Genomic DNA, 22,425 nt, shown 5'->3' with positions numbered 1-22,425 from the left:
TAAAATAAACCCCGCCCAATGCCATGGCTTTGAGCGGGGTTTTTTTGTTGTGTGTCTTGTTGTTCTCCCCCTCGATCCTCATCCTGAAGAGGCCCGTAGGGGCGTCTCGAAGGGTTGAGGGCGAGGGGTTGGCTGCGAGAGGCGCGGTCATTGTGTTTCAGGTGCTCACTGGACCTCGTCCTTCGAGGCTGCGCTACGCGCCGCACTTCAGGATGAGGTGTGAGTTTATTCCGGCATATTCGGCCAAGTGTCTGACAGGCGATATCCACTCGGAAACGGGTCGCTTGGATCGAGCATGAGCTGCGAAGTGCCTGTCACCCATGCGCGACCGGAAATGATAGGGCTGATAGCGGGTTTCCCGCCCAATTCCAGAGCCTTGTCCAGCCGGCAATGAAATTCGGTGCCAAGTACGGATTTGCCGATAAATCTTTCACCGACCTGCATTTGGCCTTTTGCGTGCAGCACTGCCATACGCGCCGAACAACCGGTACCGGTTGGTGAGCGATCAAGCTTGGCCGGGCGGATCGCCACGGTGTTGACGCCGGTGAGTACATCGCCATCGCGTGTCACCGGTTCAGTGATCTGGCAGAATGAAATGTGGTTCCAATCTTTTTCCGGATGGCGGAAACCAAGCTGCTCATTGGCAGCCTTGGTGATCTTTACGCCGATTTCTGCCAGTTCCCGCGCCTGACCGGGTTCGATCTTCATGCCGATAAGTGCTGCGTCGACGATGACGAAGCTGTCGCCACCATAGGCGGTATCGACGGTGATAGTGCCAAGACCTTCAACTTCCAATGAAGCGTCCAGACGGTCTGCAAAGGATGGCACATTGCGTACGCTGATGCGCTCGGCCTTGCCGTTCCGGCATTCAGCTTCCACCTCAATAATACCGCCCGGTGCTTCAAGAACCATGCGTGTCACAGGTTCCTGCATCGGAATGATGCCGCTATCAAGCAGGACAGTTGAGACGCAGATCGAGTTCGATCCAGACATGGGCGGTGTGTCGGCAGGTTCCATAATGATGAAGCCCATCTGCGCACGCGGGTCCTTCGGCGGTACCAGCAGATTGATGTGGCGAAACACGCCGCCACGCGGCTCATTCAATACGAAGTTGCGTAAGGTCTCGTCGCTGGCGATAAAGCGCGACTGATCCCAGACCGTTTCACCCGGAGGAGGGGCCACACCACCGACAATGACATCACCGACTTCACCTTCGGCGTGACAACCGACGATATGGATGACCTTGGTGCTTCGCATGATTTCCCTCGCAAAATTGTGTCCGCATCATTCCTAGATAATCGGATGTTAGGGTCAACTGTTCTGCGGACAGGAAAATGCATTTTTGCGACATGTCTGGAAATTGATTTCCTCACATGTCAGGAGGTAAGAATTTACTTCCCAGGGTGTGTTGCTTCTTTAAGCAAGTCTGATATCCATTGTGCTCTTAATTTGTGCAAATCGATGCGCAGCCCGCTTGGCTCCGGATCAATTTCTGGAACATCCACAACGTTCCCATTAGAAATTGAACAACCCGAAAAGTGGGGGTGTTATCGCTGCTGAAGTGATGAACACTCTTAGCCGGCATGGGACGATCGATATTCGTATCACACGCCATTCTCCTCAGATCGACATGGTCTCTGAGCCTTTGATGTCTCGGCGCGTGTTTTAGCTATGGATTGTCCGGTGGGTTGACGGCCCCGGATGGTTCGGGGGAGTGAACTGTGACCAATACATTTGATGCGGGCTTTCACGAGCCACATATGAGCAGCGTTCGGCGCTGGACCCGGGAAATGGCGACGGCTCTCAAATTGGGCTGGCCGCTGATTCTGACCAATCTTTCGCAAGCTGCATTGACGGCAACCGACGTGATCTTCATTGGCCGTCTTGGCAAGGACACACTGGCCTCGGCGCTATTGACCACGAGTTTTTATCACACGCTGATGATCTTCTCGATGGGTCTGGTTTCGGCTGTGATGCCAATGATCGCTATTGCACTGGGCAGGAACCGTCATTCAGTGCGCGATGTGCGCCGTACCGTGCGTCAGGGCATGTGGTCGGCGATCATCATCTCGATTCCGATCTGGATCGTACTCTGGCATTGCGAGGAAATATTCCTCTTCCTTGGCCAGCAACCGGATATTGCCGCGCGCTCGACCGATTTCATGCATACGCTGCAATGGGCGCTGTTGCCGTATCTGTTTTATATCGTGCTGCGCTCATTCTTCGCGGCGATGGAAAAGCCGATGTGGACGCTGATTGTTGCGGCGGTTGCTATCGGGTTTAATGCGCTGGCTGGCTGGACACTGATTTTCGGCCACTTCGGTTTTCCAAGAATGGAGCTCCATGGCGCGGGTATCGCCACCACTCTGTCGAGCACGATGATGTTCTTGGGCATGGCATTCATTACCATGCGCCACCGCCGCTTTCGCCGTTATCGGCTGTTCGGACGTTTTTGGCGTCCGGACTGGCCGCGTTTCATAGAGCTATGGCGCATTGGTTTTCCGATGGCGCTGACCTTTGTGTTTGAAACGTCGATCTTTTATGCGGCCGTTGTCATGATGGGCTATATAGGCCCTACTGCAATGGCAGCCCATGCGGTTGCGATACAGGTCGCTTCTCTGAGTTTCATGGTGCCGCTTGGTTTCGGGCAGGTTGCCACGGTACGGGTGGGGCGCGCCTATGGACGCGGCGATACTCAAGCTGTGGCCTATGCGGGATGGAGCGCTTATGCACTTGGCGTTGGTTTCATGGCGATCATGGGACTGCTGATGATCCTGATTCCGCGTTTGTTTATCGGTGTGTTTCTTAACCTGAAGGACCCGGAAAACTTCGCCGTTATCGAACTTGCGGTCACATTCCTTGCGCTTGCGGCACTTTTCCAGATTGTCGATGGGGCACAGGCAGTGGCCGCAGGCATGCTACGTGGCCTCAGAGATACGCGCGTCCCTATGTATCTGGCGTTGGTCGGCTACTGGGGCGTAGGGTTGCCGTTCGGCGCGCTACTTGCGTTCCAGTTTGGCTTTGGTGGTTCAGGCGTCTGGCTTGGTCTGGCCGCAGGGCTTGCGATAGTTTCGGTGCTGATGACCATGCGCTGGCGACGTTCTCTCATGCGCATTAGAGCATAATCCGACCGGAGTGAAACGAGGATCGATAAGATTATGCTTTAAATATAATAAGTTAGAGCGTCGATCCAATTCAATCAGATCGAAACGCGCTCCAGTGTCTTATCAAAATAACTTGGAGCATTTGAACCACAAACGCGAAGCAGTTTTACGTGGTATATTGCATAAAGACAAACATTTGGAGCGGGTCCAAGGGTTATGTATCCACCGGAGCCGCTCTAAGTTTGAAGGGCTTTTTCAGGCTGGACAAGCATAAGATTTTCAATCAGCGCGGATCGCAAAAAAATGCCGCACGGTAGAAACCATACGGCATGATCTGCGATGCTGCGGATATCGTTTTGTACCCGCTAAAATCAAGTGCCCCCAAATTATTTCGTGAGTGCAATAATACGGTCGAGCGCTGCGCCGTAGCCTTTCAATGAAATTTTAAAAGCCACGGCCTGACTTGGGCTAAGCGCAGTCGCATTCACGTTCAAATTAGTACCGGCCTTCAAAGCGGCCACTTGCTTGGCATCAAAACTCACTGGTGCCAGACCGCCCTGTGGCAGACAGGTCGAAAAAGCCAGCTGTGGTCCGTCAGCTTCATCAATCTTGAGCGTTACGCCCTTAGCGATATCAAGGCCAAACGGCATTAGAATGACGCCTTCAACCTTACCGCCAGCTGTATTGCGCAACTCGGCAGTCAGAACGCGCTGACCCGTCTGCGTGCTGCTTTGATCCTGCCGTACAGCGCAGACAGTTGTTTCTTTTTCGGACTGACAGGAAACTGTCCAGTCCTGATACGTTTCCTGCAGTGTACTTGCACCGCCCGGGAGAGGGGCAGCAAACGCTGGAACACTCGAAATCACAGCAAAGCCAATTGCAAGACCGATTGGTGTATAGGTTTTCATAAATACATTCTCTTTTAAGCGGTAATGAGAAAGGTCGTTAAACAAACTGCGAGCCCAACGATACTCATAGTCATAAACGTAATTGAATACAATATGTAATATATTGACATCTATCAACAATATAAATGTTTTCTAAAATATATCCGCTCTAATATTAAATATTCGAATAGAATACGCATATAAAACACTTGAGAGAAGGCAGGTTTCAGGCACCTTCGCATGGTGTGGCCTTGTCGGATGATGCGCCGTCAAACGCAGGCTTTGGGCATTCACCATAATCAACGATGCAATAGAAGATTTAAATAACCGTGTTCTAAATATCTATGAAATGACAACCAATTAATTGTTAGCAAAATACAGCAAAATATAAATTGCATGTAAATACAGTAATATTTAGTTGGGTGAATATAATATACTATTAAATAGTGCCAGATTTGTCACATAGTTATTTATAATAGTCATTCTCTATAAGTTGTAATTGAGATTTACGACAGATTCATTCTATCAGTCGGCAGTGTTAATTATTCAGATTTGCTGGAGGCATATCAAAATGACTATTAAGGGTTTTCTTCTGGGTTCAGCAGCAGTCATTGCAGCGGGAACTGGCGTTGCTCAAGCCGCTGATGCGATTGTTGCACCAGAACCAGAGGCCGTTGAATACGTACGCGTTTGCGATGCATATGGTGCAGGTTACTTCTACATCCCTGGAACAGAGACTTGCCTGCGCGTTTCCGGCTATGTTCGCTATGATGTGACTGGCGGCAACGATGTATATGGCCGCGGATTTACTGATCGCGACGGTGCTGCTGTTGCCAGCGACGGATACAAGCGCAAGACCTGGGACAACAAGGCTCGCTTCACACTCCGCTTCAGCACGGCTTCGGAAACTGAACTCGGCACCCTCAAGACCTATGCTGAAACCCGCTATGACTGGGGTAATGGCGAAGAAGGTGCATCCGGCTCACTGCGTTATGGCTATATCCAGCTCGGTGGTCTGCGCGTTGGTCTTGATGAATCGGCATTCGTGACCTTCCCTGGATATCTTGGCAATGTCATCAACGATGACGTGATCCTTGCAGGCGGTTATCGCACCGGCCTCATTAGCTATACCTTCAATGGTGATAATGGACTGTCCGCTATTCTATCGCTTGAACAGGGTAACAACGTCGATACCGATAATGCATACGGTTATGAGGGCGTAATCAAGGATTACACCCCGCATGTCGTTGGCGGCGTGAAATACGAACAGGGCTGGGGCAAGATCGCAGCCGTTGCAGCTTATGATGCACGTAATGAAGAATGGGCAGGCAAGCTGCGCGGCGACGTGAATATCACCGATCGCTTCTCGCTCTGGGTCATGGGTGGTTACAAGTCGAATAAGGACAAGTACTTCGACGTGAAAGATGGCTCCGGCAACGTTGTTGGCCAGGTCCGTGCCATCAGCAGCTTCTATGGCACTTGGGGTGGCGATTGGGCTGTCTGGGGTGGAGCAGCGTTCAAAGCAACCGATCAGGCTACCTTCAATGCACAGGTTGCCTACGATGGTAGCAGCACGTTCGCAGCAACCGCTAACGTGGCCTACGAACTGGTACCGGGCTTCACCGTTACTCCAGAAGTTTCTTACACCAAGTGGCAGGACGACAAGTCTTACCTCAAGGGTAAGGACGCATGGCAGGGCATGGTTCGCTTCCAGCGTTCTTTCTAATAAATATATTGGCCGTTACATTGCGTAACGGCCAATATACGAAATTTCATAATAATTAAATTTCCAAGTCACTAAATTTAATACAAATATTATCAATATATATTGGTATTATACGCGATTAGAAATCTAGATATATTGAAATACCATTCGACGAAGTAGAAGGACTGCTTTGTTAATTCAATCTGATCTCCAGTCAGAAGAATGGTGGCGGCGGACTTCGGTCCGCCGTTTTTTATTGACGAAATTTAATTAGAGCACATCCCGAAAAGTGTGAAACGGTTTTTGGACAAAGGTGCACGCTAGAACAAAATGTTAGAGCGCCGATCTGGACCAATCAGATCGAAACGCGCTCTAAAGCGGTGATCAAAAGAAAAGGCCGGATCAAGATCGGCCTTTTTCTGTGAGAATGACGCTTAGCGCGACAGCTTCATGTGACGATTGACATCCTTGTAAAGCAAATAGCGGAACTTGCCTGGTCCACCTGCGTAGCAAGCCTGTGGACAGAAAGCGCGCAGCCACATGAAGTCGCCTGCTTCCACTTCCACCCAATCCTGGTTGAGTCGATATACGGCCTTGCCTTCGAGCACATAAAGCCCGTGTTCCATCACGTGGGTTTCTGCAAACGGAATTACGCCTCCCGGCTCGAATGTGACGACGGTCACGTGCATGTCGTGACGCAGGTCGTTCGGATCGACAAAGCGTGTTGTGGCCCAAGCACCATTGGTGTCCGGCATCGGCGTGGGTGCGATGTTCTTCTCGTTAAGGAAGAGAGGTTCTGGCACATCAAGGCCGTCGACATGCTCATAAGCCTTGCGCACCCAATGGAAACGGGAGACGGTATTGCTGTTGTTGCGAAGTCGCCAGCCACTTTTCGGCGGCAGATAGGCATATCCACCTTCGGTCAGCACATGGTCTTTACCTGCGAGCGTGACTGTGACTTCGCCTTCGACAACAAACAGCACGCCCTGTGCGCCATCGTCCAGCTCAGTGCGGTCGCTGCCGCCGCCCGGCTGCACTTCCATGATATATTGCGAGAATGTCTCGGCAAAACCTGACAGCGGGCGGGCGATGATCCACAACCGCGTCTTGTCCCAGAAGGGCAGGAAGCTTGTGACAATATCGCTGAACGTGCCTTTGGGAATGACCGCATAGGCTTCGGTGAACATCGCGCGGTCTGTCAGCAGCTGCGTCTGTGGCGGCAAGCCACCCGTCGGTGCATAATAATTTCGGCTCATCGGTCTTTTCCTAATCAGTAAAGTGTCTCTGGAAGAATGTCTTTGAGCCGTAGCAGCGCGATGCGCTCGACCTGTTCGGACGCAGTTTCCAGCTCGGTAGCTTTCGTATTCTCGACGCGCCGTTTGAAAGCGTCGAGAATTTCCTTTTTGTTACGGCCTTTAACCGCAATGATGAAAGGAAACCCGAATTTCTGCGTGTAAGCGTCGTTGAGTTCGGTGAATGTCTTCCGCTCGTCGTCTGTCAATGCATCAAGACCGGCAGAAGCCTGCTCGGCGGTGGATTCCGGCGTCAGGCGTTTGGCTGCCGCAAGTTTACCCGCAAGATCGGGGTGCGCGCGCAACACACCGAGCTTTTCGTCGTCGGATGCCGCACGGAAAGCGCGAACCAAAGCTGTGTGAAGGCCGGAGGCTGAATCGGCCAATTCAGTCAGGCGCGTGTCATAGGCACGTTCGGCAATCCACGGAGAGTGCTCAAAGATGCCGCCGAAACGGGCGACAAAATCCGCCTTGCTGGCCTTGGATGGCACAACATCGGTCGATTTTGGCTTGTGATGTTCATGCCAGTGGCGTGCAATGTCGACGCGTTTGGCGATCCAGACTTTGTCGTGGCTCTGTACGTAATCGAGGAAACGCTCCAGTGCTGCCGCGCGTCCCGGACGACCAACCAGACGGCAGTGAAGGCCAATCGACATCATCTTCGGCGCACCTTCTGCACCCTCACGGTAAAGCACGTCGAACGTATCTTTGAGGTAGGTGTAGAACTGATCGCCGGAGTTAAAGCCTTGTGGTGTTGCAAAGCGCATATCATTGGTGTCGAGCGTATAAGGCACAATGAGATGCGGACCTTTCGGTCCCTTGACCCAATAAGGCAGTTCATCGGCATAGGAATCGGCGGAATAGAGGAAGCCGCCTTCCTCCATCACAAGCTTGAGCGTGTTATCGGACGGTTTGCCCTGATAAATGCCAAGCGGACGTGAACCGGTAATTTCCGTGTGCAAGCGCACAGCTTCGCGGATGTGTTCACGTTCCACTTCCTCGGGAACATCCTTATATTCCCACCAACGCAGGCCGTGGCTGGCTATTTCCCAATCGGCTTCCTTCATGGCGGCTATGGCTTCGGGGTTCCGCTCCATGGCGAGCGTCACACCATAGACCGTGACCGGCATATTGCGTCGCGTGAATGCGCGCCACAAGCGCCAGAAGCCGGAGCGCGATCCATATTCGTAGATGGATTCCATATTGAGATTGCGCTGGGCTTTCCATGCCTGTGCGCCAACGATCTCGGAAAGCAGGCATTCAGATGCCGGGTCGCCATCGAGAATGCAGCTTTCGCCGCCTTCTTCGTAGTTTACGACGAACTGCACGGCGATATTGGCTCCACCCGGCCAGCATGGGTCTGGTGTGTTGCGGCCATAGCCAACCAGATTGCGCGGATAACTCATATGGAATTCCCTCAGTTTTTGTCTGTTTTGCCCATGATAATAAAGATTTACGCGGACCATTCCCCCTCAAAATTTTGAAAGACATCCAACGATTATCATCTTTCCCAAGACACGAAGTCGGTAAATACTCAAAATAGGGAACAAGTGCGGTTTGCAAACTTCTATGGTTTGACCAGAATAAGCCGCACTAAATCAAGAGCTTGCAACGGTTCCAATCGTGGGATCGAGAGAATCGTACAAGCGGCAGGAGTACAAATGGGTAGGCAAATAAGCGGTCAGGGCCGATTGACGACGCATGTCCTTGATACGGTGAGCGGCAAACCAGCAGCAAATCTCCGCATTGAATTACGCCGCATAGAGAATCAGCAGGCTGAAACTGTGCGCGAAATCCGCACCAATGCGGATGGTCGCTGCAACGAGCCACTGCTCGCAGGCGATGCGTTACATACTGGTTCATATGAGTTGCTTTTCCATGTTGGCGAATATTTCGGAAAGAGCAATGACGTCGTGCCATTTCTGGATGTCGTGCCGCTGCGCTTTGGCATTTCGGATGAAAAGGCGCATTATCATGTGCCGCTTCTGGTTTCGCCATTTTCCTATTCAACCTATCGCGGGAGCTAAGCGATATGGGTCAAGCCGTCAGACATAGTATCCGCTTTCTGCTGAATGGCGAGACGGTTGAACTCGATCGCGTTTCGCCAACCGAAACCTTGCTCGATTATCTGCGTCTTTCTTGCAAACTACGTGGGAGCAAGGAAGGCTGTGGCGAAGGCGATTGCGGTGCATGCACCGTGCTTGTCGGCAAGATTGTGGATGACGAGCTGATCTATGAAAGCGTGAATGCCTGCATCCGGTTTGTCGGATCGCTCGATAGCTGTCATGTCGTGACTATCGAACATTTGCGCGGGTCGGATGGTGGCCTGCATCCCGTGCAAAAGGCGATGATCGATTTTCACGGCTCACAATGCGGCTTCTGCACGCCGGGCTTCGTCATGTCGCTTTATGGCCTCTGGATGCGCAATCCAAAGCCCGCAGACGCGCAGATCGAAAAGGCGTTGCAGGGCAATCTCTGTCGTTGCACCGGCTATGAAGCCATCATGCGTGCAGCCCGCGCAATCTCCGAATACGGCACACTGATCGACGATCCGCTTGCGGCTGAACGTGCGCATGTTATCAGCCAGTTGACGGCCTTGCGCGACGGCGCGCGGGTTGAAGTGGGTAGTGGTAAAGATCGTCTGGTCGTGCCTGCCACTCTCGATGATTTTGCCACTGTTTATGCAGCCGAAGCCAAGGCAACAATCGTTGCCGGTTCTACCGATGTCGGCCTTTGGGTCACGAAAATGATGCGCGATATTTCGCCGGTCATCTTTATCGGTCATCTCACTGAACTGCGCACCATCAGCGAGGAAGACGGCGTCATCACTATTGGTGCGGGCGTAACCTATACGGAAGCTTTCTCCTTCCTTGCAAAGCGCATTCCGGCTTTGGGAAGCCTCATCAATCGCATCGGCGGCGAGCAGGTGCGCAATATGGGTACCATCGGCGGCAATATTGCCAATGGTTCGCCGATTGGCGATACGCCACCGCCATTGATTGCGCTGAACGCGAAGCTCACTCTGCGCAAGGGTACGGAACGCCGGACGATTCCTTTGGAAGAGTTTTTTATCGCCTATGGTAAGCAGGATCGCCAGCCCGGCGAGTTTGTGGAAGCCGTGCATGTGCCGGTGCCGCTCGAAGGCAGCCAGTTTGCCATTCACAAGATTTCCAAGCGTTTTGAGGAAGACATCACGGCAACGCTGGGTGCCTTCCATCTGACACTCGATAATGAGGGCAGGGTTGCATCCATCCGCATCGCCTATGGCGGCATGGCCGCTACGCCCAAGCGGGCATTCAATGTGGAAGCAGCACTGACGGGTAAACTATGGGACGAGGAGAGCGTTGAAGCAGCGCTTGAATCCTATAGCCTCGACTATCAGCCTCTAAGCGATATGCGCGCGACGGCTGATTATCGCTTGCTGGTCGCCAAGAATTTACTCCGCCGCTTTTATGCTGAAACGCAAGGGCAAGCCGAACCTTTGCGCGTGCCAAGCGTTGAAGCTGCATAGGGAGGATGACATGAACAAGCATCCTGCAAACACTCTTAAAGCTGCCCGTATTAAAGGCGGCGTCGCGACCGATCAGCGTCATGATTCCGCGCATAAGCATGTGACGGGTGAAGCGGTCTATATCGACGATATTCCAGAACCTGAAGGGACGCTGCATATCGGCGTCGGCTTCACGACTGTTGCGCACGCTAAAATCAATGCTGTGGATTTGTCCGCAGTGCGTGCGGCACCCGGTGTGGTCGACGTGCTGACTTATAAGGATGTGCCGGGCGAAAACGATGTCTCGCCATCGGGGATGCATGACGATCCGATCTTCGCGGTCGATAACGTTCAGTTCCACGGTCAGCCGATCTTTGCGGTTGTTGCCCGCACGCGCGACCAGGCGCGCCGCGCAGCCCGTCTTGCCAAGGTCGAATATGAAGAAATGCCGGGCCTGTTTTCGATTTCTGGTCTTGACGGTTACAAGGACAAGTTGGTCTTCACGCCACTGACGCTTAATCGCGGTGATGCCCGCAAGGCCATTGACGACGCGCCGCGTAAAGTCAAAGCGCGTATGCTTGTTGGTGGGCAGGATCACTTCTATCTCGAAGGTCAGGCTTCACTCGCCATCCCCGGCGAGGATGACGATGTAACGATCTATTGCTCAACGCAGGGGCCAAGCGAAACGCAGCATCTGGTTGCACATGCGCTGGGTGTGCCGAGCCATTCGGTGACGGTCGAAGTACGCCGTATGGGCGGCGGTTTCGGCGGTAAGGAAACGCAAGCCAATCAATGGGCAGCCATTGCTGCAATTGCTGCCAAGAAACATAAACGCGCCGTTAAAGTTCGTCTTGATCGTGATGAGGATATGACCTCAACCGGCAAGCGGCATGATTTTATGATCGATTATGAAGTCGGTTTCGACGATGAAGGCAACATTCTCGGTGTCGATTATCTTTTTGCTCTGAATGCGGGTTTCTCTGCCGATCTATCTGGCCCTGTTGGGGACCGTGCGCTGTTTCATTGCGACAATGCCTATTTCTTCCCGGCCGTTCATGCGCAGTCGGCACCGCTTTATACCAATACCGTATCCAACACGGCATTCCGTGGCTTCGGTGGCCCGCAGGGCATGGTGGGTGCCGAGCGCGTTATTGAGGAAGTGGCGTTTGCTGTTGGCAAAGACCCTCTCGAAATCCGCAAGCTCAATTTCTACGATGCCATGGGAACCGATGGTGCGCGCAATGTGACGCCCTATCACCAGAAGGTGGAAGACTGCATCATTCAGCGCATCGTTGCCGAGCTTGAGGAAAGCGCTGATTACGCGAAACGTCGTGAAGCAATCCGCGAGTTCAATGCGAAAAGCCGCTATGTGAAACGTGGCATGTCGCTGACGCCGGTGAAGTTCGGTATTTCCTTCACCAAGACGGAATCTAATCAGGCTGGCGCGCTGGTGCATGTCTATAATGACGGCTCGGTGCATATGAACCACGGTGGCACCGAGATGGGGCAGGGGCTTCATCTCAAAGTAGCCCAAGTGGTGGCCGAAGAATTCCAGATTGACCTTGATCGTGTAAAGATCACTGCAACGACGACTGCGAAAGTGCCGAACACGGCTCCCACGGCAGCATCATCCGGTGCTGATTTGAACGGTATGGCCGCGCAGGATGCGGCGCGTCAGATCAAGAAGCGGCTCATTCATTTTGCAGCGCAGCAACATCAGGTACCGGAAGATCAGGTCGTTTTCCTTCCCAACCGCATCCGCGTTGGTAATCAGGAAATCAGCTTCAATGATCTCGTGAAGCAAGCCTATATCGGCCGCGTTCAGTTATCAGCATCGGGTCATTACAAAACGCCGAAAATCCATTGGGATCGCGCGAAGGGTAAAGGCCACGCCTTCTATTATTATGCTTATGGCGCAGCCTGTTCGGAAGTTTCTGTCGATACACTGACTGGCGAATATGTGGTGGAGCGCACCGATATTCTTCACGATACGGGCCGTTCGCTGAACCGTGTCATTGATATTGGTCAGGTGGAAGGCGGCTTCGTGCAGGGCATGGGCTGGCTGACCACGGAAGAGCTTGTCTGGGACAATAAAGGGCGGTTGCGCACACATGCGCCATCGACCTACAAGATCCCATTGGCATCAGACCGTCCAAAGATTTTCAATGTTGCGCTTACGGACTGGTCGGAAGCTTACGAGCCAACTATCCATCGCTCCAAAGCTGTGGGTGAGCCGCCGCTGCCGCATGGCATGTCGGTGCTCTATGCACTGTCGGATGCTGTTGCCAGCGTTGCCGATCACAAAATCAGTCCGCGCCTCGATGCGCCTGCCACGCCGGAGCGTGTGCTGATGGCCATCCAACGGCTGCGCAGTCAGAAGGGCTAATGCGATGCCGGGCGCGAGGGATGACATAAGAGCGTTTCTCAACAAGCGATCCGACAGCGTGCTGACCGAAGTCACCGATGTCAGAGGTTCCGCACCACGTGATGCGGGTGCATGGATGCTTGTCGCCCGTGACATGATCTTCCGCACCATCGGTGGCGGACAGCTCGAATATATGGCGATCGACCATGCGCGTAAAATCTTGCTGGGTGGGCGGGATTCATCGATGGACGTTCCACTTGGTCCCGAAATCGGCCAATGCTGCGGCGGTCATGTCGGTTTAAGCTTCCGGCGCGTCAATCGCGGACTGGCTGAAGAGCTTATTGCTAAGGTCGATGCCGAAATCTCCACCCGTCCGCATGTCTATGTCTTTGGTGCCGGCCATGTAGGTGACGCCTTAGCCTATTCACTGTCGCTGACGCCGGTGCGGGTCATTCTGGTGGATACGCGCGAAGCGGAACTCATGGCCGTCGATGCGCCAGGGGTCGAGACATGTCTTGCCGCCTTGCCTGAGCAGGTGGTGCGTTCAGCACCGCCCGGCAGCGCCTTTATCGTGCTTACTCATGACCATGCGCTTGATTTCCTGATCGTGGCCGAGGCTTTGCAGCGTGGCGATGCCGTTTATGTCGGCATGATTGGCTCAAAGACCAAGAAAGCCACTTTCAAAACTTGGTTGAAACGTGAAATTGGTCGCGACGATTTATTTAATAATCTTATTTGCCCGGTCGGCGGAACAGTCGTGAAAGACAAACGACCGGAAGTCATTGCTGCTTTAGCCGCTGCGGAGATTCTGACCGCAGTTCTGGTTTCCAGCAAAGTCTTGCAGCCCGCCTAATTCAATTACAGCGGTTCCAGTTAAGACTGAATCGTTGGAAACGCTGTAACTGTTTGGTTTTACGCATTATACCAAGGCGGCTCAAGATGCTGACGCATCACGCCTTGAAAATGTTCAATCGCCACACGGGCTTAACCAAAGTCCGATGAGTCTTACTCAATGAACTTTGGTATTATCCCACGCAAAACCGCTTCGCGCTTTTTGCTGGAATTGCTATAATCAAGCGGGCTTTCTTTTAGGCCAATGCCTCGCGGATCAGACGCTGGCAACGCTCTGTCATGAAATCAATGATCAGACGCACCTTCGGGTCCTGAAAACGCTTATGTGGATAGATTGCGGCCAGCTGGATAGACGCTGGTGGTGTGCTTGCAAGAATAGGAATCAGCCGACCATCGCGGAGATATTCTTTCACTTCGAACAGTGGCTTGTTGATAATTCCGCGTCCGCCAAGCGCCCATTGCGTCAATACGTCGCCATCGTCGGAGTCGTATGGGCCAGTGACTTCGAACTTCCGAAGACCTTCGGGTGTTTGCAATGACCAATAAAATTCCTTGGAACCGGGAAAGCGCAGGAGAAGGCAATCGTGTTGGTCGCCCAGAAGCTCTTCGGGTGATTGTGGAGTGCCGTGCTTTTCCAGATAGTCAGGGGCTGCGCAAATCACGCGTTCGCAGTTCAGAATGCCGCGCATCCGCAGATTTGAATTTTCCAAAACACCCAATTTGAAAGCAACATCAACGCTTTCGCTCATGATGTCGATCTCATGGTCAGATAGTCGCAGGCGCACTTCAATGTCCGGATATTTGTCGTGAAACTCGGGAATTCCGGAAGCAATGAGCCTTCGACCGAGCCCCAAAGGTGCAGTAATGCGAATCGAACCCTTTGGATTTTTTGCCAGTTCAGCGACTGCTGCTTCGGCTTCATCCACCGCTTCGAGTATCTTCATCGCGCCGTCATAAAATATGCGGCCATGCTCTGTCGGGGTCAGTTTTCGTGTGGTTCTGTTGAAGAGCCGAACACCAAGATGCTTCTCCAACTCCTTGATTCGATTACTTGCAACGGCTGGCGAGGCGCGCTGGTCGCGACCTGCCGCCGACAAATTTCCCAATTCGACAACGCGCACAAAAACACGCAGATTATCAAGGTAAGACATGCGTACGTTCCACCATTGTATATATTTTTTTGAAAGTGATGGTCTTGATGCGACGTTCACACAGGCGCAAAGCTTTGGCAAATAATAAAGCAGGGAACTAAAGCGCATCCCGAAAAGTGTAAGACGGTTTTCGGCAAAGATGCGCGTAGAGAGAAAAGCGCATCCCGAAAAGTGTGAAGCGGGTTTCGGAAAAGATGCGCGTTAACGCAAAAAAGTAAAACGAGTAATGGGAGTGCCGGATGTATGATCTTGCCGTGGCCTGGGACTGGCTGGGCTTCGCAGTGCGGTGGCTACACGTCATCACCGCGATTGCGTGGATCGGCTCGTCTTTCTATTTCATCGCGCTGGACCTTGGCTTGCGCCAGCGTCCGGGCTTACCGGTCGGCGCTTATGGCGAAGAATGGCAGGTCCATGGTGGCGGTTTCTATCACATCCAGAAATATCTGGTTGCACCTGCCGAGATGCCTGAGCATCTGACATGGTTCAAATGGGAATCCTACGCCACATGGCTGTCAGGCTTCACTTTGCTCTGCATCGTCTATTATGCGGGCGCCGATCTTTATTTGGTCGATCCGAATGTGCTCGATGTCTCAGCACCGGTGGCAATCGCTATTTCGATCGCCTCGCTGGCTTTCGGCTGGATCGCCTATAACACCATCTGCAAGCTGATGCTCGGCAAGAGCGATACGCTCCTGATGGTCATTCTCTACTGTATTCTGGTGGTGATGGCCTGGGGTTATACGCATCTGTTCACCGGTCGTGCAGCCTTCCTGCATCTGGGTGCATTCACAGCGACGATCATGTCGGCCAACGTTTTCATGGTCATCATTCCGAACCAGAAAATCGTGGTCGCGGATCTGATCGCCGGTCGTAAGCCCGATCCGAAATATGGCAAGATCGCCAAGCAGCGTTCAACGCATAACAACTATCTGACGCTGCCGGTTCTGTTCCTGATGCTGTCGAACCATTATCCGCTGGCATTTGGCACCGAGTTCAACTGGATCATCGCCTCGCTGGTGTTCCTGATGGGCGTGACAATCCGCCATTGGTTCAACACGCAGCACGCCCGCAAGGGTAGCCCGACATGGACATGGCTGGTGACGGTTATCCTGTTCATCATCATCATGTGGCTGTCGACTGTACCGAAGATTCTGACGGGTGAACCAGAAGAACAGAAGGTTTCATCGCTGCAGCAGACTTTCATCTCGGACCCGCACTTTGGAAAAGTGCGGGATACCGTTCTGGGACGTTGTGCAATGTGCCATGCCAAGGAACCAGGTTGGGAAGGCATCATCGTGCCACCAAAAGGTGTGGTTCTTGAAACAGATAGGGATATCGCAGCCCACGCCCGCGAAATCTATTTGCAGGCTGGTCGATCCCATGCCATGCCGCCTGCCAATGTTACCGGCGTGAGCAATGAGGAGCGCAAGCTGCTCGCTTCCTGGTATGAATCCGCTACTGCTGGAGCAAAATAATAATGAGCAAACTTCTCATCCGTGGCCGCGTGCTGACCTTTCGTGACGAACCGCAAAGTCTGGATGACAGTCAATCCTATCGCTATATCGAAGATGGTGCTGTGCTTGTCGAAAATGGCCGCATCGCGCGTCTCGGAGATTATGCCGAGATAAGCGCTGAAGCGGGCAGCGACGTAAAGGTTGCCGATCATCGGCCACATCTCATCCTGCCCGGCTTCATCGATACGCATATCCATTATCCGCAGACGCAGGTTGTTGCGTCCTATGCCGCCAATCTTCTCGAATGGCTCAACACCTATACATTCGTGGCAGAGCAGAAATTTGCCGATGAGCAGCACGCGGAATTTATCGCAGAGCGCTTTCTGGACGAACTGATCCGTCACGGCACAACGACGGCTGTTGCCTATTGCTCGGTGCATCCGCAGAGCGTTGACGCCTATTTCCGTGCATCGCAGCATCGCAATATGCGTATGCTAGGCGGCAAGGTGATGATGGACCGCAATGCACCACCCGCACTTTGCGATACAGCACAATCAGGTTATGACGAGAGCAAGCAGCTGATCGCGCGCTGGCATGGCAAGGATCGCCTTGATTATGTAATTACGCCGCGTTTTGCGATCACCTCTACACCTGAACAGCTCGAATTGAGCGGGGCGCTTGCCCGCGAACATCCCGAATGTTTTATTCAGACGCATTTGTCGGAAAACCATGACGAGATAGCATTCACCAAGTCGCTCTATCCGGATTCGCCGGATTATCTCGGCATCTATGAGCATTATGGCTTGCTCGGCTGCAAGACGCTGCTCGGCCATTCCATCCATCTTGAAGAACGTGAAGTGCAGTTGATGGCGGAAACCGGTGCGATTGCGGTTTTCTGCCCAACCTCGAACCTGTTTCTCGGCTCCGGCCTTTTCGACCGCGACCGCCTGAAAGCATCGGGCGTGCGCATGGCGGTCGCGACCGATGTCGGCGGCGGCACCAGCTTTTCGATGCTGCGCACCATGGACGAGGGCTACAAGATTCTGCAATTACGCGAGCAGCGCCTCAATCCGTTCCAGTCTTTTTACATGATGACGCTCGGCAATGCCCGCGCGCTGTCGATGGAAGATAAAATCGGTACGCTCGATGAGGGTACGGAAGCAGATATTGTGGTGCTGGATTCAGCAGCGACATCGCCTATGCGTCTTCGCATGGCAGCCGGTGCAACGCTTGAGCAGGAGTTGTTCCTGCTGCAAACGGTCGGCGATGACCGTGCGATTGTCGAGACCTATATCGCGGGAAAGCCGCTGAAGGCCGAACTCGCCTAAGAAATCTCTGGAGGAGGGAGAGGGAGGACCCGTAGCGGAGCAATCTGCTGCGGGTTTTTCTGTTTTTAAAGCCTACAGCATAATTCCTTAAACTTGAATCAGCTTAAGGAATTATGCTGTAAATATAAAGTGTTAGAGCGACCTTTGTGCGCCCAAGAGGGCGCACGGCGCTCTATCCCGAAAAGTATGAAACGGTTTTCGGAAAAGATGCGTGCTCTAAAGCTCTTCTGGCCGCTTACCGCCCATGGTCCGGGTCAGTTCATCGGCTGTCGTGCGGATCATCGGCCCAAGTTCTTCCAGCTTTTTCTTAGGCAAACGCACGGCAGGCCCAGAAACGGAAATACCCGCAATTGCTTCTCCATACTCGTTGAAAATAGGCGCTGCGATGCAGCACATACCGAGCGTGTGTTCTTCATCATCAATCGACCAGCCGCGCGTGCGGGTTGCCTGAATGTCTTTTAGTAGGGCGGGGAGTGTGTCGAGCGTGCGCTGCGTGAAGTGCTCAAGCGTTCTGCCCGAAAGCGTTCGCGCAATCTCTGTATCCGACCATGTCGAAAGAACAGCCTTGCCGATGCCGGACGCATGGATCGGCCCCCGGCGCCCCGGACGGAAGAAAGCGCGCATCGGGGCATGACTTTCGATCTGCGAAATGAACACGACGTCGCCATCGTCTTCGACCCCGATATTGGCGGTTTCCCCACTCGATTCCATCAATTGCTTGAGATAAGGCCGCGCCAAAGTGCCAAGCTTGCGGAAGCGGCGAAAGGCATTGCCGATTTCAAATGCCTTGACGCCGATGGTCCAGTCGCCGCTTTCCGCATCATGCGAAACCATGCCGTGGTTCGCGAGTGAAGACAGAAGCCGATGCACCGTGGAAGGCGCCATGTGGCTTGCATCAGACAGATCGGTCAATGTCGAACCGTCATTCTCGGCAATCAGTGCCAGAAGCTTGAGGCTGCGATCCAGAACCTGAACGGATGAAGGTGCTGCGTTTTCCGCTGCCTTGCGGCCCCGCTTTGCTTTTACCTGTTCCATGAGCCGCCTCCGATTCCGTGTTCTTCTATCACTACCTTATCCCCATGACATCGGAAAGGGCGTGGGGATTATCTCCATTTCGTTGAAAATCTTTATTTCCATATAATGGTATGCATTTCCATATTTTGACTGTAGCTTTTGTAAATGGATATATTTTCCGTAGGAGGAAGCCGTCATGGCCAGAATGCGTGCAGTCGATGCAGCCGTACTTGTGCTGGAGAAGGAAGGGATCAATTGCGCTTTTGGTGTGCCAGGCGCTGCGATCAACCCATTTTATTCGGCCATGAAGGCGCGGGGTTCTATCCGCCATATTCTTGCGCGCCACGTTGAAGGCGCTTCACACATGGCTGAAGGCTATACCCGTGCGAAGCACGGCAATATCGGCCTGTGCATCGGCACATCCGGCCCAGCTGGTACGGACATGATCACCGGCCTCTACTCGGCATCCGCCGATTCAATTCCAATCCTCTGCGTTACAGGCCAAGCCCCCCGCGCACGCCTCGACAAAGAGGACTTCCAGGCAGTCGATATTGCCAAGATCGCAGCTCCCGTTACCAAATGGGCGGTTACGGTTATGGAGCCAGCACTGGTGCCTTTTGTTTTCCAGAAGGCATTTCATATTATGAAATCGGGCCGTCCTGGACCGGTGCTGATCGATCTGCCGATCGATGTCCAGCTCGCTGAAATCGAGTTTGACATCGATACCTATCAGCCTATGGAAGCTTATAAACCAGCCGCAACGCGGGCACAGGCCGAAAAGGCGATTGCCATGCTCAACGAAGCGGAACGTCCGCTGATCGTTGCTGGCGGCGGCATCATCAATGCCGATGCTTCCGATCTTCTGGTCGAATTTGCTGAAATCACCGGCATTCCGGTCATCCCAACCCTGATGGGTTGGGGTGTTATTCCGGACGACCACCGTCTGATGGCGGGCATGTGCGGTCTTCAGACGTCGCACCGTTACGGCAATGCGAGCCTGCTTGCGTCCGATACCGTCATTGGCATCGGAAACCGCTGGGCAAACCGTCATACCGGCAATGTCGAGACCTATAAGAAGGATCGTAAGTTTATCCATGTCGATATCGAACCGACCCAGATCGGTCGTGTTTTTGCGCCGGATTTCGGTATAGTTTCAGATGCTGGCAAAGCTTTGAAGCAGTTGCTTGATGTGGCGACCGAGTGGAAATCCGCCGGCAAGCTGCGTGACTGGTCGGGTTGGGCAGAGGAATGTGCGACACGCAAACGGACCATGCTGCGTAAAACACATTTCGATCAGACACCGCTCAAGCCGCAGCGTGTTTATGAAGAGATGAACAAGGCCTTTGGCCGCGACACCTGTTACGTCACAACCATTGGTCTCAGTCAGATTGCTGGCGCACAATTTCTGCATGTTTATCGTCCGCGCAACTGGATCAATTGTGGTCAGGCTGGCCCATTGGGCTGGACATTGCCCGCTGCTCTCGGCGTCCGTGCTGCTGATCCTGATCGTCCGATCGTTGCGCTTTCAGGCGACTATGATTTCCAGTTTATGATTGAGGAACTGGCGGTCGGTGCGCAACACAAGCTGCCGTACATTCATGTGGTCGTGAACAATTCCTATCTCGGCCTTATCCGTCAGGCGCAGCGCGGCTTCAATATGGATTTCGAAGTCAGTCTCGCCTTCGACAACATCAACGCATCGGGTGACGCAGAAAAGGGTTACGGCGTCGATCATGTGGCGGTTGCCGAAGGCCTCGGCTGCAAGGCGATCCGGGTGCGCAGTCCGAACCAGTTTGCCGAAAGTTTTGAGCAGGCAAAAGCGCTGATGAGCGAGCATCAGGTGCCAGTGGTACTCGAATTCATCCTCGAGCGCGTTACCAATATTTCCATGGGGGCGGATATCGATCAGGTCGTCGAGTTTGAAGAACTCGCCGAACGTGGCGAGGATGCGCCAACCGCGATTGCAGCGCTGCTAGATTAATTTCGAAGGAATGGATTATGCCAAGATTTGCAGCCAATCTCACCATGCTTTTTAATGAAGTGCCGTTTATGGAGCGCTTTGCGCTGGCGGCTCAAGCTGGTTTCACGGGGGTCGAATATCTCTTCCCCTATGACTTCAACCGGCATGAATTGAAAGCAGCACTTACTAAGCACAATCTGGCACAGGTGTTGCACAATTTGCCAGCCGGCAACTGGGGCGGTGGCGAACGTGGGATCGCAGTTCTGCCTGACCGAATTGACGAATTTCGCCGTGGTGTGGCGGACGCGATTGATTACGCGTCAACGCTTAACTGTTCGCAGGTGAATTGCCTCGCGGGTATTGCACCACAGGGCGCCGACCCTGATGTGCTACGCGCAACTTTCGTCAGCAATTTGCGGCTTGCCGCAAAGGAACTCGGCAAGCATGGTATTCGCCTGCTGATCGAACCGATCAATCACTATGATATTCCGGGATTTTACCTCAACACGGTCGAGCAGGCAGTTTCGATCATCGACGAGGTCGGCAGCAACAACCTGTTCATCCAGTATGATCTCTACCATCAGCAGCGCACGCGTGGTGAACTGATTGCCACCTATGAACGCTACAAGCCGCTGATTGCGCATGTTCAGCTTGCCGATAATCCGGGCCGTAACGAGCCGGGCACAGGCGAAATTAACTATCCATATGTGTTCGAAGCGCTGAAAGCCGCTGGTTACAAAGGCTGGATCGGTTGCGAATACAAACCAAAGACCACCACCGAAGAGGGCTTGGGCTGGTTCAAACAATATGAAGCTGAACGGTTAAGTGCATAAGTTAGAATAGGGAGTAAGCGAAATGGCCAAAATCGGCTTCATCGGACTGGGGATCATGGGCAAGCCAATGGCGCAGCATTTGCAAAATGCAGGCCACCAGCTTTTTACCTCAAAGCACACGCAGCCTCCACATAAAGACTTGCTGGATGCAGGACTGACTGTTCTCGATACGCCCAAGGCAGTGGCTGCGGAATGTGAGACAATCATCCTCATGCTACCGGATACGCCGCAGGTCGCCGACGTTCTGTTTAGTGAGGATGGTGTTGCGGAAGGCTTGGGCAAGGGCAAGACGCTCATCGATATGAGCTCGATTTCGCCTATCGAAACCAAGGAATTCGCAAAGAAAGTCCGCGCAACCGGTGCCGAATATATCGATGCACCAGTGTCAGGCGGCGAAGTTGGAGCGAAAAACGCCAGCCTTTCCATCATGGCAGGCGGCGCACAGGCAAGTTTTGATGCAGCACTACCTCTGCTCAAATTGATGGGCAAAAACATCACGCTGGTCGGCGATTGCGGTGATGGTCAGACAACCAAAGTCGCTAATCAGATCATCGTCGCGCTCAATATAGAGGCCGTTGCCGAAGCGCTGGTGTTTGCCTCCAAAGCGGGTGCTGATCCGGCAAAGGTTCGCGAGGCTCTGATGGGTGGATTTGCCTCGTCGCGCATTCTGGAAGTGCATGGCGAACGCATGATCAAGCGCACATTTGATCCGGGTTTCCGCATTTCGCTGCACCAGAAGGATTTGAATCTGGCATTGCAGGGCGCGAAAGCTCTAGGCGTGTCGCTGCCGAATACGGCAATGGCACAGGAATTGTTCAATTCCTGTGCAGCCCATGGCGATGACGGTCTGGATCATTCTGGGCTGGTGCGCGCATTGGAACGGATGGCAAATCACGACGTTGCCTAATTCAAGCGCCTGATTTCTCTGGAGGGGAGAACATGGAGCTGGCTGTCTGGAGGAGATGGCCGGCTCCATTGATTTTATAAGTT

The 22,425-nt window shown here is 53.2% G+C and carries 17 protein-coding genes; 11 read left to right on the top strand and 6 right to left on the bottom strand.

Features of this window, described 5'->3' with window-relative positions; translation table 11 throughout:
* Positions 1-225: 225 nt before the first annotated feature.
* Entirely contained in the window at positions 226-1,257 is a 1,032-nt protein-coding gene (locus QBD00_RS21485; RefSeq protein WP_264230638.1) for a trans-3-hydroxy-L-proline dehydratase, read from the bottom strand.
* 464 nt (positions 1,258-1,721) lie between these two features.
* On the opposite strand from QBD00_RS21485, the gene QBD00_RS21480 reads away from it, so the two are divergent.
* Positions 1,722-3,125: an MATE family efflux transporter gene (locus tag QBD00_RS21480; RefSeq protein WP_095446068.1), complete on the top strand. Its 1,404-nt coding sequence runs from the start codon at positions 1,722-1,724 to the stop codon at positions 3,123-3,125.
* Positions 3,126-3,490: 365 nt separating this feature from the next.
* Here the strand turns inward: QBD00_RS21480 and QBD00_RS21475 are convergent, their stop codons facing one another.
* Positions 3,491-4,012 (bottom strand): invasion associated locus B family protein, encoded by a 522-nt coding sequence (locus tag QBD00_RS21475; protein WP_318580497.1) that lies wholly within the window; start codon positions 4,010-4,012, stop codon positions 3,491-3,493.
* 550 nt (positions 4,013-4,562) lie between these two features.
* Here QBD00_RS21475 and QBD00_RS21470 point away from each other — a divergent pair.
* Positions 4,563-5,717, top strand: a complete 1,155-nt coding sequence (locus tag QBD00_RS21470) for a porin (RefSeq protein ID WP_095446070.1) — start codon at positions 4,563-4,565, stop codon at positions 5,715-5,717.
* A gap of 413 nt (positions 5,718-6,130) precedes the next feature.
* Here the strand turns inward: QBD00_RS21470 and QBD00_RS21465 are convergent, their stop codons facing one another.
* Positions 6,131-6,952 carry a bifunctional allantoicase/(S)-ureidoglycine aminohydrolase gene (locus tag QBD00_RS21465; RefSeq protein ID WP_318580496.1) on the bottom strand — a complete coding sequence of 274 codons (822 nt, stop codon included), beginning with the start codon at positions 6,950-6,952 and terminating at the stop codon, positions 6,131-6,133.
* A gap of 14 nt (positions 6,953-6,966) precedes the next feature.
* A complete protein-coding gene (puuE, locus tag QBD00_RS21460; RefSeq protein ID WP_318580495.1) occupies positions 6,967-8,394 on the bottom strand; it encodes an allantoinase PuuE in 1,428 nt (475 codons plus the stop codon).
* Between the two features lie 255 nt (positions 8,395-8,649).
* Between puuE and uraH the strand changes: the two genes are divergently transcribed.
* The 4 genes from uraH to xdhC are packed head-to-tail and all read left to right on the top strand — an operon-like array spanning position 8,650 to position 13,696.
* Positions 8,650-9,015 (top strand): hydroxyisourate hydrolase, encoded by a 366-nt coding sequence (gene uraH / locus QBD00_RS21455; protein ID WP_318580494.1) that lies wholly within the window; start codon positions 8,650-8,652, stop codon positions 9,013-9,015.
* Between the two features lie 5 nt (positions 9,016-9,020).
* Positions 9,021-10,499 (top strand): xanthine dehydrogenase small subunit, encoded by a 1,479-nt coding sequence (gene xdhA / locus QBD00_RS21450; protein ID WP_318580493.1) that lies wholly within the window; start codon positions 9,021-9,023, stop codon positions 10,497-10,499.
* A gap of 10 nt (positions 10,500-10,509) precedes the next feature.
* Entirely contained in the window at positions 10,510-12,864 is a 2,355-nt protein-coding gene (gene xdhB, locus QBD00_RS21445; RefSeq protein ID WP_318580492.1) for a xanthine dehydrogenase molybdopterin binding subunit, read from the top strand.
* A 4-nt stretch (positions 12,865-12,868) separates the two neighbouring features.
* Positions 12,869-13,696, top strand: a complete 828-nt coding sequence (xdhC, locus tag QBD00_RS21440; protein ID WP_318580491.1) for a xanthine dehydrogenase accessory protein XdhC — start codon at positions 12,869-12,871, stop codon at positions 13,694-13,696.
* Positions 13,697-13,931: 235 nt separating this feature from the next.
* Here the strand turns inward: xdhC and QBD00_RS21435 are convergent, their stop codons facing one another.
* On the bottom strand, positions 13,932-14,846 hold the full coding sequence (locus tag QBD00_RS21435) for a LysR family transcriptional regulator (protein ID WP_095446077.1): 915 nt from the start codon (positions 14,844-14,846) through the stop codon (positions 13,932-13,934).
* 239 nt (positions 14,847-15,085) lie between these two features.
* Between QBD00_RS21435 and QBD00_RS21430 the strand changes: the two genes are divergently transcribed.
* Positions 15,086-16,321 (top strand): urate hydroxylase PuuD, encoded by a 1,236-nt coding sequence (locus QBD00_RS21430; RefSeq protein WP_095446078.1) that lies wholly within the window; start codon positions 15,086-15,088, stop codon positions 16,319-16,321.
* Between the two features lie 2 nt (positions 16,322-16,323).
* A complete protein-coding gene (guaD, locus tag QBD00_RS21425) occupies positions 16,324-17,628 on the top strand; it encodes a guanine deaminase (RefSeq protein WP_318580490.1) in 1,305 nt (434 codons plus the stop codon).
* Between the two features lie 216 nt (positions 17,629-17,844).
* Here the strand turns inward: guaD and QBD00_RS21420 are convergent, their stop codons facing one another.
* Positions 17,845-18,663, bottom strand: a complete 819-nt coding sequence (locus tag QBD00_RS21420; protein ID WP_095446080.1) for an IclR family transcriptional regulator — start codon at positions 18,661-18,663, stop codon at positions 17,845-17,847.
* A 175-nt stretch (positions 18,664-18,838) separates the two neighbouring features.
* Here QBD00_RS21420 and gcl point away from each other — a divergent pair, with 175 nt between their 5' ends.
* From gcl to QBD00_RS21405, 3 genes are read left to right on the top strand one after another with little or no spacing between them, the layout of a single operon-like run.
* On the top strand, positions 18,839-20,623 hold the full coding sequence (gcl, locus tag QBD00_RS21415) for a glyoxylate carboligase (RefSeq protein ID WP_095446081.1): 1,785 nt from the start codon (positions 18,839-18,841) through the stop codon (positions 20,621-20,623).
* Between the two features lie 17 nt (positions 20,624-20,640).
* Positions 20,641-21,435, top strand: coding sequence for a hydroxypyruvate isomerase (gene hyi / locus QBD00_RS21410; RefSeq protein ID WP_095446082.1), 795 nt, complete (start codon positions 20,641-20,643; stop codon positions 21,433-21,435).
* A gap of 22 nt (positions 21,436-21,457) precedes the next feature.
* A complete protein-coding gene (locus QBD00_RS21405; RefSeq protein ID WP_095446083.1) occupies positions 21,458-22,342 on the top strand; it encodes a 2-hydroxy-3-oxopropionate reductase in 885 nt (294 codons plus the stop codon).
* Positions 22,343-22,425 lie beyond the last annotated feature (83 nt).

The sequence above is a fragment of the Ochrobactrum sp. AN78 genome, from assembly GCF_029909885.1.
GTDB lineage: Bacteria > Pseudomonadota > Alphaproteobacteria > Rhizobiales > Rhizobiaceae > Brucella > Brucella quorumnocens.
Note: the sequence above shows the minus strand (reverse complement) of the source record. Positions and strands in the feature narration are given on the sequence as shown.

Coding starts and splice junctions, on each gene's coding strand:
- QBD00_RS21485 (WP_264230638.1), bottom strand. CDS start 1,257: ATGCGAAGCACCAAGGTCATCCATATCGTCGGTTGTCACGCCGAAGGT.
- QBD00_RS21475 (WP_318580497.1), bottom strand. CDS start 4,012: ATGAAAACCTATACACCAATCGGTCTTGCAATTGGCTTTGCTGTGATT.
- QBD00_RS21470 (WP_095446070.1), top strand. CDS start 4,563: ATGACTATTAAGGGTTTTCTTCTGGGTTCAGCAGCAGTCATTGCAGCG.
- QBD00_RS21465 (WP_318580496.1), bottom strand. CDS start 6,952: ATGAGCCGAAATTATTATGCACCGACGGGTGGCTTGCCGCCACAGACG.
- puuE (WP_318580495.1), bottom strand. CDS start 8,394: ATGAGTTATCCGCGCAATCTGGTTGGCTATGGCCGCAACACACCAGAC.
- uraH (WP_318580494.1), top strand. CDS start 8,650: ATGGGTAGGCAAATAAGCGGTCAGGGCCGATTGACGACGCATGTCCTT.
- xdhA (WP_318580493.1), top strand. CDS start 9,021: ATGGGTCAAGCCGTCAGACATAGTATCCGCTTTCTGCTGAATGGCGAG.
- xdhB (WP_318580492.1), top strand. CDS start 10,510: ATGAACAAGCATCCTGCAAACACTCTTAAAGCTGCCCGTATTAAAGGC.
- xdhC (WP_318580491.1), top strand. CDS start 12,869: ATGCCGGGCGCGAGGGATGACATAAGAGCGTTTCTCAACAAGCGATCC.
- QBD00_RS21435 (WP_095446077.1), bottom strand. CDS start 14,846: ATGTCTTACCTTGATAATCTGCGTGTTTTTGTGCGCGTTGTCGAATTG.
- QBD00_RS21430 (WP_095446078.1), top strand. CDS start 15,086: ATGTATGATCTTGCCGTGGCCTGGGACTGGCTGGGCTTCGCAGTGCGG.
- guaD (WP_318580490.1), top strand. CDS start 16,324: ATGAGCAAACTTCTCATCCGTGGCCGCGTGCTGACCTTTCGTGACGAA.
- QBD00_RS21420 (WP_095446080.1), bottom strand. CDS start 18,663: ATGGAACAGGTAAAAGCAAAGCGGGGCCGCAAGGCAGCGGAAAACGCA.
- gcl (WP_095446081.1), top strand. CDS start 18,839: ATGGCCAGAATGCGTGCAGTCGATGCAGCCGTACTTGTGCTGGAGAAG.
- hyi (WP_095446082.1), top strand. CDS start 20,641: ATGCCAAGATTTGCAGCCAATCTCACCATGCTTTTTAATGAAGTGCCG.
- QBD00_RS21405 (WP_095446083.1), top strand. CDS start 21,458: ATGGCCAAAATCGGCTTCATCGGACTGGGGATCATGGGCAAGCCAATG.